Genomic DNA, 12,715 nt, shown 5'->3' with positions numbered 1-12,715 from the left:
AGCAACCTGGTAAAACCCACCGTCAATTCGAGCGTTCGACAGTGTCGGACTGGGCTTTCTGACTGCTCGCTAAAGCCTGCGCATGTTCAGATTGCTGATAGTGAACCATCGCTACATCACGTGCGGCGTCCATTCGGGCCTGAACCTTGTCGCCGCCGCCTTCAGCCATCGCAGCCACAGAAGCGCACATCAGGGAAACGACCAAAAAAGCTTTCAGGGATTTCATCGGGAACTCTCCAGTAGTTGGGTTCTGCCAGACCCTGTATTGGCCTGACTGGAGCTCATCCTATAGGGCGCTGTTTATCGGCCCTTTCCCCGGGAGATGAATTTTCTGACATGTAGGTTTTTAGATTCGTGGCATTGACGCTTGATCGCTCCCACAGCGTGGGAACGATCAGGGCGGGAGGTATTCAGACCGCCATTGGCGCGGTCATTGGGGCGTGGTGCTCATAACCTTCCAGCGAAAAGTCGCTCGGCTCGATCTGTTCCAGCCACTCAGGCTGATACACGCCGGTCTTGGCGAACTCCGGCACACGGTCGGAAATCACCAGTTTTGGCATCGGGAACGGCTCGCGCTTGAGCTGTTCGTTGAGCATGTCCAGGTGGTTTTCGTAGACATGGGCGTCACCGATGAAATAGGTGAACCAGCGCGGCGTGTAACCGGTCAGCCGACCGATCAGGCTCAGCAGCGCGGCACCTTCGGTGAGGTTGAACGGCGTGCCCAGGCCCAGGTCGTTGGATCGGATGTAGAGCGTCAGGGAGATCTCTTTGGTCTCGACGTTCGGGTGGAACTGATACAGCAGATGGCACGGCGGCAAGGCCATTTCATCGAGCTGGGCGCAGTTCCAGCCGTGGAACAGGATACGCCGGCTGCCCGGGTCCTTGATGATGGTGTCGACGCACTGGCGAATCTGGTCGATCGCCTTGTACAGCACCACATAAGCCTGGCCGTCTTCTTCACCTTCAGCGATCTGCCGATAGCCCTGGCTCAGCGTCTGTTCGATAGCGGCCTGATTGCTGACCGGGATCTGCTTGTACGCCGGCCATTTGCGCCATTGCACGCCGTAGATCTCGCCCAGGTCGTCTTCGCCCTGACGGAACGGGTTGGCCAGCCATTGGGCGTTTTCATTGGCATTCTGGTCCCAGACCTTGCAGCCCAATGCCCGGAACTCAGCCGCGTTGTTCACGCCCCGCAGGAAACCGACCATCTCGCCGATGGCCGATTTGAACGCCATCTTGCGGGTAGTGATCGCCGGGAAACCTTCTTTCAGGTCATAACGCAGCATCGCGCCGGGAAAACTGATGGTGTTCACGCCGGTACGGTTGGCTTGCTTGGTGCCGTTCTTGATGACGTGGGCGACCAGATCGAGATATTGCTTCATGAGTTACCTGTGTCCTTGAACCCGGGACCAAAGCCCCGGGATTCGAATGTAGAGCGCGACAGCTTAAGCAGTCGGGGCAACCGGAGCCGCCGGAGCACGGTGATAAGCCAGCCAGATCAGGAACAGACCGGCAAGGATCATCGGTACGCACAGAACCTGGCCCATGGTCAGCCAGTTCCAGGCCAGATAGCCCAGTTGCGCGTCCGGCACGCGGACGAATTCGACGATGAAACGGAAAATACCGTAGAACAGCGTGAACATCCCGGACACGGCCATGGTCGGCCGCGGCTTACGCGAGAACAACCAGAGGATCAGGAACAGCGCCACACCTTCCAGCGCGAACTGATACAGCTGCGACGGATGACGCGGCAGCTGTGCCGGGTCGCTGAACGGCGGGAAGATCATGGCCCACGGCAGGTCGGTCGGCTTGCCCCACAACTCGGCGTTGATGAAGTTACCGATACGCCCGGCACCCAGGCCGATCGGCACCATCGGTGCGACGAAGTCCATCAGCTGGAAGAACGACTTGCCATTCTTCCTGCCGAACCACAGGGCCGCCAGCATCACGCCGATGAACCCGCCATGGAACGACATGCCGCCCTTCCACACCTCAAAAATCAGCGTTGGGTTAGCCAGGTAGGCATTCAGATCGTAAAACAGCACATAACCCAGCCGGCCGCCGACAATCACGCCCATCGACATCCAGAAGACCATGTCGGAGAGTTTCTCCTTGGTCCAGGTCGGGTCGAAACGGTTCAACCGTCGCGACGCCAGCAGCCAGGCGCCGCCGATGCCGACCAGGTACATCAGGCCGTACCAGTGGATTTTCAGCGGGCCGATGGCCAGGGCCACCGGGTCAATCTGCGGGTAAGGCAGCATTGCGACTCCTCGTTAGAGTTGAAACGTAAAATTCCTGGCGTGACCGTGCCACGCCTGGATTAAGCCAGGATTGCGTCGCTGTTCCCGGCAAAAGAGCTCAAAGCAAAAAGCTCAAACCCACGCAAAACAGCAACGCGGCAAACAGTCTTTTCAGCAACCGCGGTGACAGCTTGTGGGCCAGTCGCGCACCGATACGGGCAAAGACCATGCTGGTCAGGGCAATGCCCAACAGCGCCGGTAAATAAATGAACCCGAGACTATGAGCCGGCAGGCGTGGATCGTGCCAGCCCAGAATCATGAAACTTAATGCACTGACGAGCGCAATCGGCAGACCGCAGGCCGAAGAGGTGGCCACGGCTTGCTGCATCGGCACGCTGCGCCAGGTCAGAAACGGCACTGTCAGTGAGCCTCCGCCGACCCCAAAAATCGCCGAAGCCCAGCCGATCACACTGCCGGCCAGGGTCAGGCCGACTTTGCCGGGCACCGTTCGGCTGGCCTTGGGCCTGACCTCCAGCGCCAGCTGCAAGGCAATGACCAACGCGAACACACCGATGATCTTCTGCAAATGCGGTCCCGAGATGGCTTCGGCTGTCAGCGCGCCAAACCCCGCGCCGATCAGGATCCCGACGGTCATCCAGACAAAAATCGGCCAGCGCACCGCGCCTTTCAGATGATGTTCGCGCACTGCATTGACCGACGTGAAGATGATCGTCGCCAACGACGTGCCGACGGCCAGGTGAGTCAACACCGACACATCAAAACCCTGCAAGGTGAAACTGAACACCAGTACCGGGACGATGATGATCCCGCCGCCCACCCCAAACAGCCCGGCCAGCACGCCGGCACAGGCACCCAGCAGCAGATAGAGCGGAAATTCCATGACTGCCCCCCAAATAAGTGCGGCATGGTAACGGATGCATGGCCTCAAGCTCCACTGGATGGCGATGGATACCCGCCAGTTCTATGCGTAAAGTGGGCAAAAAGCCAAGAGGGATAACCCCATGTGCTTGATTGTCTTCGCCTGGCGGCCGGGTCACGCAACGCCGCTGATCGTTGCGGCTAACCGCGACGAGTTTTATGCACGCCCCAGCCTGCCGCTGGCGCAATGGCCCGAAACGCCGCAGGTGTACGCCGGACGTGACCTGGAAGCAGGTGGCACCTGGCTGGGCATTGGCGCCGACGGGCGCTTTGCCGCACTGACCAACATCCGCGACCCGCACCAGCCGCCGGCGCGCAAATCACGAGGCGAGCTGGTGGCACGGTTTCTCACCGGCGACTTGCCGATTGATCAGTATTTGGCCGACGCTGTCGACAGATCACCGGAATATGCCGGATTTAATCTGCTGATCGGCAATCGTCATGAGCTGTGGCATTACAACGCGCGCGCACCTGGGCCAGGCAAACTGCAATCAGGCATCTATGGATTGTCGAATGCCGGGCTAGATACGCCGTGGCCGAAAGTGCTCAAGGCCAAGGCGGCGTTGAGTGAAGTCCTGGCCGACCCGCAACCACAGGCCTTACTGGCCCTTTTAGGCGACCCGCAAACGGCGCCGTTCGCCGACTTGCCGGATACCGGGGTTGGTCTTGCGACCGAGAGTTTATTGTCGAGCGTGTTTATTGCCAGCCCCATGTATGGCACGCGAGCGAGTACCGCGTTGATAGTGCGGGCGGACGGGACGCGGCATATGGTTGAACGAAGTTTCGGTCCGTACGGCGGGCATCTTGGGGAAGTGGAGATCAGGATTTAGCCCTGGCGCGATACTCTGTGGCGAGGGAGCTTGCTCCCGCTCGGCTGCGAAGCAGCCGTTAAACAGTCATCGCGCACAGACTGATAGAACACGCTGGCCGATTCAGGAGCACTTCGCACTCCAGCGGGAGCAAGCTCCCTCGCCACAAAAGCCCACTGTCACAGAGTCAGAGAGGCTTGATCGCTGCCGGATTGATCATCCGCGCCAACCCGAGATTCTTCAGCGCCAGTTGCAGCGAGCTGTGGATCACCTGCGGGTTGTCGATGGTCATCAGCTCGGCGAGCAGATCCCTGGCCCAGCTCAGGTTGATCTGGCGCAGCATCCACTTCACTTTCGGCAAGTTGGTGGCGTTCATCGACAGGCTGTCGAAGCCCATCGCCATCAACAACACCGCTGCAGCTGGATCACCGGCCATCTCCCCGCAGATACTCACCGGCTTGCCTTCGGCATGTGCATCGCGCACCACGTTTTGCAGGGCTTGCAGAACCGCCGGGTGCAGGTAGTCGTAAAGATCGGCTACTCGCGGGTTGTTACGGTCCACGGCCAGCAGGTATTGGGTCAGGTCGTTGGAGCCGACCGACAGGAAGTCTACCTGCCGTGCCAGTTCCTTGGTCTGATACACCGCTGCAGGAATCTCGATCATCACGCCAACTGGCGGCATCGGCACGTCAGTGCCTTCGTCGCGCACTTCACCCCAGGCGCGGTGAATCAGGTGCAGGGCTTCTTCCAGTTCATGCGTGCCAGAGATCATCGGCAGCAAAATGCGCAGGTTGTTCAGGCCTTCGCTGGCCTTGAGCATGGCGCGGGTCTGTACCAGGAAGATTTCCGGGTGGTCGAGGGTCACGCGAATCCCGCGCCAGCCGAGGAACGGGTTGTCTTCCTTGATCGGGAAGTACGACAGTGACTTGTCGCCGCCGATGTCCAGGCTGCGCATGGTCACCGGTTGCGGGTGGAAGGCCGCGAGTTGCTCGCGATAAATCGCCAGCTGCTCCTTTTCGCTCGGGAAGCGCTGATTGATCATGAACGGCACTTCGGTGCGGTACAGACCCACGCCTTCGGCACCGCGTTTCTGCGCCCGTGCCACATCCGCCAGCAAGCCAGTGTTGACCCACAGCGGCATGCGGTGGCCGTCGATCGTCACGCACGGCAAGTCGCGCAGTGCATCCAGCCCCAGGGCCAGTTGCTTCTCTTCCTCGACCACGTCGGCGAACTGCTTGCGCAGCACGTCGCTCGGGTTGGTGTAGACCTCGCCGTGGTAGCCGTCGACGATCATCTGGATGCCGTCGACCTTGGAATACGGCAGGTCGACCAGACCCATCACCGTCGGGATACCCATGGCTCGCGCCAGGATCGCCACGTGGGAGTTGCCGGAACCGAGTACCGACACCAAACCCACCAGCTTGCCTTCCGGCACCTCGCCGAGCATCGCCGGCGTCAGTTCTTCGCTGATCAGAATGGTGTTGTCGGGATAGACCAGCGTCTGCTGACGTTCTTCCTGCAGGTAAGCCAGCAGGCGTCGGCCAAGGTCTTTGACGTCCGAGGCACGCTCACGCAGGTAGGCGTCGTCCATCAATTCGAAACGGTTGACGTGATCGGTGACCACCTGGCGCAGTGCACCCTGGGCCCATTGGCCAGTCTTGATCACGGTGGTCACTTCGCTGCCCAGCGAAGCGTCGTCGAGCATCATCAGGTAGACGTCGAACAGCGCCCGCTCTTCCGGCCGCAACTGCGTGGCAAGCTTGGCGGACAGCGCGCGCATGTCGGCGCGCACGCCTTCGATGGCGGTCTTGAACAGGCCAAGCTCGGCTTCGATATCAGCGATAGTCTTGTCAGGCACCACGTCCAGATCGGCCGGAGGCAGCATGACCACCGCGGTACCGACCGCCGCACCGGGCGAGCCGGGTACGCCGACAAACTTTGCTTCCTGAATGCCCTTGCCTTGACGCCCCAGGCCACGGATCGAACCGGTGGCCTCGGCGTGGGCGATAACGCCCGCAAGCTGGGCGCTCATGGTCACCAGGAAGGCTTCTTCACCTTCGTCGAACTGGCGACGTTCTTTTTGCTGGATGACCAACACGCCGACAACGCGGCGGTGGTGAATGATCGGGGCTCCGAGGAACGAGGCATAACGCTCTTCACCGGTTTCGGCGAAGTAGCGATAGCGCGGGTGATCCGCGGCGTTTTCGAGGTTGAGGGGTTCTTCACGCGTGCCGACCAGGCCAACCAGACCTTCGTTGGGTGCCATGCTGACCTTGCCGATCGAGCGCTTGTTCAAGCCCTCGGTGGCCATCAGCACGAAGCGGTTGGTTTCGGGGTCGAGCAGGTAGACCGAGCAGACCTGGCTGCCCATGGCCTCTTTGACGCGCAACACAATAATCCCCAACGCCGCCTTGAGATCCTTGGCGGAGTTAACTTCCTGGACGATCTTGCGCAGCGTATTGAGCATGGCTCGGGGTCGAACTCCGTCGTCAGTCGCGCGCTAAAAGGCGCGGGGCAAGCTCTTTGAGAGCGCGGCGATAAACCTCGCGCTTGAATGTCACCACCTGGCCCAACGGATACCAATAACTGACCCAGCGCCAGCCATCGAACTCCGGTTTACCGGTCAAATCCATCCGCACCCGCTGCTCGTTAGAGATCAGGCGCAGGAGAAACCACTTCTGTTTCTGGCCGATGCACAGCGGTTGGCTGTGCGTTCTGACCAGGCGTTGCGGCAAACGATAGCGCAACCAGCCCCGGGTGCAGGCGAGAATTTCAACATCTTCGCGCTCCAGCCCCACTTCTTCGTTCAACTCGCGGTACAAGGCGTCTTCGGGCGTCTCCTGAGGGTTGATACCACCTTGAGGAAACTGCCAGGCATCTTGATTGATACGGCGAGCCCATAGCACCTGGCCGGCATCATTCGTGAGAATGATCCCGACATTGGGGCGGAAACCATCGGGGTCGATCACGGCAACAACCTCGCAAACGCATGTCGTCGCATTGTTCCACAAAGGTTGTGAAGGCGGCAACGAAGCTTCCTACGTTATGTGCACTCTTGTGAAAAGACCGTATTCTGGAGGCCTTTTTACAGACTTTTCAGCGAGTAACTGCAAATGCGTCTGGCTTTATTCGACTTGGACAACACACTTTTGGGCGGCGACAGCGATCACGCGTGGGGCGATTACCTGTGCGAACGCGGTTTGCTCGATGCCGTCGCCTACAAAACGCGCAACGATGAGTTCTACCAGGACTACCTGGCCGGCAAGCTGGACCAGGCCGAGTATCTGAACTTTTGCCTGGAAATCCTCGGTCGTACCGAGATGACCCTGCTGGACGAATGGCACCGCGACTACATGCGCGACTGCATCGAACCGCTCGTGTTGCCCAAGGGCCTTGAACTGCTGGACAAACACCGCAAGGCCGGCGACCAACTGGTCATCATCACCGCCACCAACCGCTTCGTCACAGGTCCCATTGCCCAGCGTCTGGGCGTCGAAACCCTGATTGCCACCGAATGCGAAATGGTCGACGGCCGCTACACCGGACGCAGCACCGACGTGCCGTGCTACCGTGAAGGCAAGGTGACGCGCCTGAATCGTTGGCTGGAAGAGACCGGCATGTCGCTCGAAGACAGCTATTTCTATAGCGATTCGATGAATGACTTGGCGTTGCTGGAGGAAGTGGCAAACCCGGTGGCCGTGGACCCGGACCCGAACTTGCGCGCCGAGGCACAGAAACGCGGCTGGCCGATCATGTCGTTGCGTGACTGAAGTCAGCGACTTTATCTGTGGCGAGGGAGCTTGCTCCCGCTCGGTCGCGCAGCGGCCGCAAATCCGGCCGACGCGCTCCACCTGACAAAACGTCTTAGCCGAATTCAGGAGCGCTTCGCGCTCCAGCGGGAGCAAGCTCCCTCGCCACAGTTGATCGCATGAATCAGGTCAGACCGGCTTCGCGCCCATCAACCCGGCAATCGCGATAAAGCAGACAAAACTGAACAACGCCAAGGCAAACGTAAACTTGCCGTTTCCACCCGCTGCAGTGCGCAGCTTGTTAAGCCGCACCAGCAGCCAGAACATCGCCAGCGCACCGACGGTGTAGATCACGCTGGACGCCAGAATCCACATCTGCCCCAGCGGCCAGCCCACCAGGTGCACCATCCACCATCCGGTGAACGGCATGCTCAGCAACGCCAGGCCCATCACCAGCCAGACAAACACCCACGGCCGCTGCAACGTGCGCGCGTGCGCCGTCACATCGCCGTTACGCCGCGTGCGCCAGACCCAGATCGCCAGGCTCAGTGCACCGATCAGCAACAACACCGTTGCCAGGACGTGCGCAACTTTCAGGGCGGTTAACGTTTCCATTGTTCGATTTCCTTATGGACTGGCCATCAGCGTAGACGCTCAGCCGAGGAACAGCTGATACGCCGGGTTGTCGCTCTCATCCCAATACGGGTAACCGATTTCTGCCAGCGCCGCCGGCACCAGATGGCGCTCTTCGTGCGGTACTTGCAGACCGGCAACCACCCGACCATCGGCCGCGCCGTGGTTGCGGTAGTGGAACATCGAGATGTTCCAGCGCCCGCCGAGCTTGTTGAGGAAGTTGAACAACGCTCCCGGACGCTCCGGGAACTCGAAGCGCAACACCACTTCATCGACGACCTGCGCCGCGCGTCCACCGACCATGTGGCGAATGTGCAACTTGGCCAGTTCGTTGTCGGTCAGGTCGAGCACCGGGAAGCCCTGCTCGGTCAGACTGGCGAGCAGCGCACTGCGCGGATCGTTTTCCGGGTGCGTCTGCACACCAACAAAGATGTGCGCTTCGCTGCCGGTGTTGTAGCGGTAGTTGAATTCGGTGATCTGGCGTTTGCCGATGGCTTCGCAGAACGCCTTGAAGCTGCCCGGTTTCTCCGGGATCGTCACGGCGATGATCGCTTCGCGACCTTCACCCAGCTCGGCGCGTTCGGCGACGTGGCGCAGGCGGTCGAAGTTGACGTTGGCGCCGGAGTCGATGGCCACCAGGGTCTGCCCGGTCACGCCATACAGCTCGACATACTTCTTGATCCCCGCTACACCCAAGGCGCCGGCAGGCTCGGTGATCGAGCGGGTATCGTCGTAGATATCCTTGATTGCCGCACAGATCTCATCCGTGCTGACGGTGATCACTTCATCGACGTAGTCCTTGCAGATATCGAAGGTGTGCTGGCCGATCTGCGCCACTGCCACACCATCGGCAAAGAGCCCGACGGTCGGCAGAACCACGCGCTCACCGGCCGCCATGGCCGCTTGCAGGCAGTTGGAGTCGTCCGGCTCGACGCCGATGATCTTGATCTCGGGCCGCAGGTACTTCACGTACGCGGCGATCCCGGCGATCAGGCCGCCACCGCCCACCGGGACGAAAATCGCATCAATCGGGCCAGGGTGCTGGCGCAGAATCTCCATCGCCACGGTGCCCTGCCCGGCAATCGTGTGCGGATCATCGTAAGGGTGGATGTAGACGTAGCCCTTTTCGTCGACCAGTTTCAGCGAATAGGCCAGGGCTTCCGGGAAGGAATCCCCGTGCAGCACTACTTTGCCGCCGCGCGAACGCACGCCTTCGACCTTGATCTCGGGGGTGGTCTTGGGCATGACGATGGTCGCTTTCACGCCCAACACCTTGGCCGCGAGCGCCAGACCCTGCGCATGGTTACCTGCCGAGGCGGTGACCACGCCACGGGCGCGCTCTTCATCGCTCAATTGGGTCAGCTTGTTGTAAGCACCGCGAATCTTGAACGAGAACACCGGCTGCAAGTCTTCGCGCTTGAGCCAGATCTTGTTGCCCAGCCGCTCGGAGAGCTGGCGAGCAGTCTGCAATGGGGTTTCTACGGCAACGTCATAAACGCGCGAGGTGAGGATCTTTTTGACGTACTGTTCGAGCATCGGAAAGCATCACTGAGCGGGTTGGGCAGGGCCAAGGAGTCTAACCCGGCTTTTGCTCGTGCGACCACACGAATCCAGAGGTTTTACTGCGCATTTGTGGCGAGGGAGCTTGCTCCCGCTCGAGCGCGAAGCGGTCGCAACAAGGTTGAGTAGTTGAACCTGAAAAAATCGGGACTCAGATTCTACGACTGCTGCGCAGCCGAGCGGGAGCAAGCTCCCTCGCCACAGAAGCCTCCCCGGCATGCCATACATACTCATTGGTCAATCGGACAATGACCTTCCCTGCCCCGCAGCCTATAATGCCGGCCTTCAGTTCCCCTTGCCCGCTTTCGGAGCCCGCATGACCCAGGATCAACTCAAACAGGCAGTGGCCCAGGCCGCCGTCGACTTCATCCTTCCAAAACTCGACGACAAGAGCATCGTCGGGGTCGGCACCGGCTCCACCGCCAACTGCTTCATCGACGCACTGGCCCTGCACAAGGGCGCGTTCGACGGCGCAGTTGCCAGCTCCGAAGCCACCGCCGCGCGCCTCAAGGGTCACGGGATTCCGGTGTATGAACTCAACACCGTCAGCGACCTGGAGTTCTATGTCGATGGCGCCGACGAAAGCGATGAGCACCTGAACCTGATCAAGGGCGGTGGCGCAGCCCTGACCCGCGAAAAGATCGTTGCTGCCGTGGCCAAGACGTTCATCTGCATCGCCGACGCCAGCAAACTGGTGCCGGTCCTGGGCACCTTCCCACTGCCGGTCGAAGTGATTCCGATGGCCCGCAGCCACGTGGCCCGCGAGCTGGTGAAACTGGGCGGCGATCCGGTTTACCGTGAAGGTGTGTTGACCGACAACGGCAACATCATCCTCGACGTCTACAACATGCAGATCACCAACCCGGTCGAGCTCGAGACTCAAATCAACGCGATCGTCGGCGTGGTCACCAACGGCCTGTTCGCCGCCCGCCCGGCAGACGTGCTGCTGCTGGGCACCAGCGAAGGCGTGAAGACCCTGCGCGCCAAGTAAGGCGAACACAAAACCTGTGGGAGCAGGCTCTTGTGGCGAGGGGGCTTGCCCCCGCCGGGCCGCGAAGCGGCCCCAAAACCTGCAATCGCGTTGCATCATGCACACCGCGTTCGCAGGATTTACGACTGCTCCGCCCGAGCGCGGACCGGCCGACGGGGGCAAGCCCCCTCGCCACAATGAAAACGGCGCCTTCCAGAGTTATGGCAGCGTGGGCTTCTTGAAGACATAAAACAGGTTGGGCTCGCTGACCAGGTACAGCGTGCCGCTGTCGTCCATGGCGATCCCTTCTGCTTGCGGCACTGTCTTTTGCAAACCCTGACGCCCTTTGTTCAGCGACATCGTGCTTAACGGCCGACCGTCGATATCCAGCTCCAGCACCAGATGCGACTCATCCGACAGCGCCAGTAAATGGCCGCTGCGCTTGTCATATTGCAGGCTCGACAGGTCGCGCACGAACAGTCCGGCATCGCGCTTGGGGTTGTTGACCACGTGCACCGCGTAGGATTTCTCCGGGTTGTAATGCGGGAAGCCCTGCACTTCGTAGATCAGCATCGGGTCGCGTTCCTTGGCGACGAACAGCCGCTTGCCCACCGAATCATAGGCCAGGCCTTCAAAGCCCTTATTGCTGTTCATGTGCACGCCAAGGGGCATCTGCTCGGAATCTGCAGCGTCGAGAAACTCCGTTTCATCCGTCAGGTGAATCTTGATCAGGCGCTGCTGATATTCATCGGCGATCACATAGGTATCAGCACTGATGAACTCCACCGCTTCCGGGTCGCCAAATCCGATCAGCGTCACGCGGCGCAGGATTCGCCCGTCGAGGGACAGCTCGAGCAGCTCGGAGTTTTTATTGGTCACGGTGAACAGGCTATGGCGCACCGGATCAAACGTCAGCGCCGAAACGTCCGCGCTCAGCCCGTCAATGACCTTCGCCTCGACAACCACCTGGTAATCGTTGAGTGCCATGGACTGGCCGTCGGCCGGGTGCAACCAGGCTTGCAGGTTGAACCAGCCGCGCTCGAACAAACGATAATGCTGCCCGACCGCGCCCAACGCCACGACTGCAGCGAAGAGCACGATCAGGACTCGGCTTTGCAGTTTAGCGAACACTGCTCTTGAAGCTGCCGGCGCCCGGCAATTCCAGCACCAGTTCATCGCCAACGTTCAACGGACCGACGCCAGCCGGAGTGCCGGTCATGATCACGTCACCGGCTTGCAGCGAGAAGCAGCCCGCCATGTACTGGATCATTGGCACGATCGGGTTGAGCATCAAGCTGCTGTTGCCGTCCTGGCGAACTTCACCATTGATGGTCAGACGGATACCGATGTCGGTCAGGTCCGGGAAGGTGCTGCTGACCACGAATGGCGCCAGCACGCAGGCGCCGTCGAACGACTTGGAGATTTCCCAGGGCAGGCCTTTGGATTTCAGCTCAGCCTGCTTGTCGCGCAAGGTCAGGTCCAGCCCCGGCGCAAACCCGGAGATCGCGTCCAGCACTTCTTCGCGGCTTGGCTTGGTCGACAACGGCTTGCCGATCAACACGGCGATTTCTGCCTCGTAGTGGACCGAGCCACGCTCGGTCGGAATCGCAAAACCACCTTCCAGCGGCACCACGCAACTGCCAGGCTTGATGAACAGCAGCGGCTCGGTTGGCACCGGGTTATCCAGTTCCTTGGCGTGTTCGGCGTAGTTACGCCCGATGCACACCACTTTCCCGACCGGGAAATGAATACGTGTACCGTCGACATACTGGTGCTGATAGCTCATTACCGACTCCTGCCTTATAGATTCATCAG

At 60.4% G+C, this 12,715-nt stretch carries 13 protein-coding genes; 3 read left to right on the top strand and 10 right to left on the bottom strand.

The genetic code is table 11. From position 1 onward, the window contains the following. Positions 1–22 precede the first annotated feature (22 nt). From AC1RJ3_RS06440 to AC1RJ3_RS06425, 4 genes are all read right to left on the bottom strand, one after another. Complete coding sequence (locus tag AC1RJ3_RS06440; RefSeq protein WP_493078023.1) at positions 23–226, bottom strand: co-regulatory protein PtrA N-terminal domain-containing protein; 204 nt, start codon at positions 224–226, stop codon at positions 23–25. Positions 227–410: 184 nt separating this feature from the next. After that, positions 411–1,382: a thymidylate synthase gene (locus AC1RJ3_RS06435; protein ID WP_054594510.1), complete on the bottom strand. Its 972-nt coding sequence runs from the start codon at positions 1,380–1,382 to the stop codon at positions 411–413. 63 nt (positions 1,383–1,445) lie between these two features. After that, positions 1,446–2,261 carry a prolipoprotein diacylglyceryl transferase gene (lgt, locus tag AC1RJ3_RS06430; protein WP_054594511.1) on the bottom strand — a complete coding sequence of 272 codons (816 nt, stop codon included), beginning with the start codon at positions 2,259–2,261 and terminating at the stop codon, positions 1,446–1,448. Between the two features lie 97 nt (positions 2,262–2,358). Further along, positions 2,359–3,141: a sulfite exporter TauE/SafE family protein gene (locus tag AC1RJ3_RS06425; protein ID WP_493078020.1), complete on the bottom strand. Its 783-nt coding sequence runs from the start codon at positions 3,139–3,141 to the stop codon at positions 2,359–2,361. Between the two features lie 121 nt (positions 3,142–3,262). On the opposite strand from AC1RJ3_RS06425, the gene AC1RJ3_RS06420 reads away from it, so the two are divergent. Continuing rightward, positions 3,263–4,009: an NRDE family protein gene (locus AC1RJ3_RS06420; RefSeq protein WP_493078018.1), complete on the top strand. Its 747-nt coding sequence runs from the start codon at positions 3,263–3,265 to the stop codon at positions 4,007–4,009. A gap of 166 nt (positions 4,010–4,175) precedes the next feature. Here AC1RJ3_RS06420 and ptsP read toward each other — a convergent pair whose 3' ends face one another. Both ptsP and AC1RJ3_RS06410 read right to left on the bottom strand, forming a co-directional pair. Beyond that, a complete protein-coding gene (ptsP, locus tag AC1RJ3_RS06415; RefSeq protein ID WP_493078016.1) occupies positions 4,176–6,455 on the bottom strand; it encodes a phosphoenolpyruvate--protein phosphotransferase in 2,280 nt (759 codons plus the stop codon). A gap of 22 nt (positions 6,456–6,477) precedes the next feature. Next, a complete protein-coding gene (locus AC1RJ3_RS06410; protein ID WP_007897732.1) occupies positions 6,478–6,957 on the bottom strand; it encodes an RNA pyrophosphohydrolase in 480 nt (159 codons plus the stop codon). Between the two features lie 144 nt (positions 6,958–7,101). Between AC1RJ3_RS06410 and AC1RJ3_RS06405 the strand changes: the two genes are divergently transcribed. Further along, entirely contained in the window at positions 7,102–7,758 is a 657-nt protein-coding gene (locus AC1RJ3_RS06405; RefSeq protein WP_493078013.1) for a histidinol-phosphatase, read from the top strand. Positions 7,759–7,926: 168 nt separating this feature from the next. Here the strand turns inward: AC1RJ3_RS06405 and AC1RJ3_RS06400 are convergent, their stop codons facing one another. Next, positions 7,927–8,352: a DUF2269 domain-containing protein gene (locus AC1RJ3_RS06400; RefSeq protein WP_347928269.1), complete on the bottom strand. Its 426-nt coding sequence runs from the start codon at positions 8,350–8,352 to the stop codon at positions 7,927–7,929. A 39-nt stretch (positions 8,353–8,391) separates the two neighbouring features. After that, positions 8,392–9,906, bottom strand: a complete 1,515-nt coding sequence (gene ilvA / locus AC1RJ3_RS06395) for a threonine ammonia-lyase, biosynthetic (RefSeq protein WP_054594517.1) — start codon at positions 9,904–9,906, stop codon at positions 8,392–8,394. Positions 9,907–10,246: 340 nt separating this feature from the next. Here ilvA and rpiA point away from each other — a divergent pair, with 340 nt between their 5' ends. Then, positions 10,247–10,921, top strand: a complete 675-nt coding sequence (rpiA, locus tag AC1RJ3_RS06390; RefSeq protein ID WP_054594518.1) for a ribose-5-phosphate isomerase RpiA — start codon at positions 10,247–10,249, stop codon at positions 10,919–10,921. A gap of 198 nt (positions 10,922–11,119) precedes the next feature. Here the strand turns inward: rpiA and AC1RJ3_RS06385 are convergent, their stop codons facing one another. Both AC1RJ3_RS06385 and AC1RJ3_RS06380 read right to left on the bottom strand, forming a co-directional pair. Next, positions 11,120–12,031 carry an SdiA-regulated domain-containing protein gene (locus AC1RJ3_RS06385; RefSeq protein ID WP_493078010.1) on the bottom strand — a complete coding sequence of 304 codons (912 nt, stop codon included), beginning with the start codon at positions 12,029–12,031 and terminating at the stop codon, positions 11,120–11,122. After that, positions 12,021–12,686 (bottom strand): fumarylacetoacetate hydrolase family protein, encoded by a 666-nt coding sequence (locus AC1RJ3_RS06380; RefSeq protein WP_054594520.1) that lies wholly within the window; start codon positions 12,684–12,686, stop codon positions 12,021–12,023. Before AC1RJ3_RS06380 ends, AC1RJ3_RS06385 begins: the two co-directional genes overlap by 11 nt. Positions 12,687–12,715: the final 29 nt, after the last annotated feature.

Source organism: Pseudomonas sp. GW822-FHT04C11 (assembly GCF_058800905.1).
The sequence above is the reverse complement of the archived record's forward strand: the minus strand, read 5'-3'. Positions and strand labels throughout refer to the sequence as shown.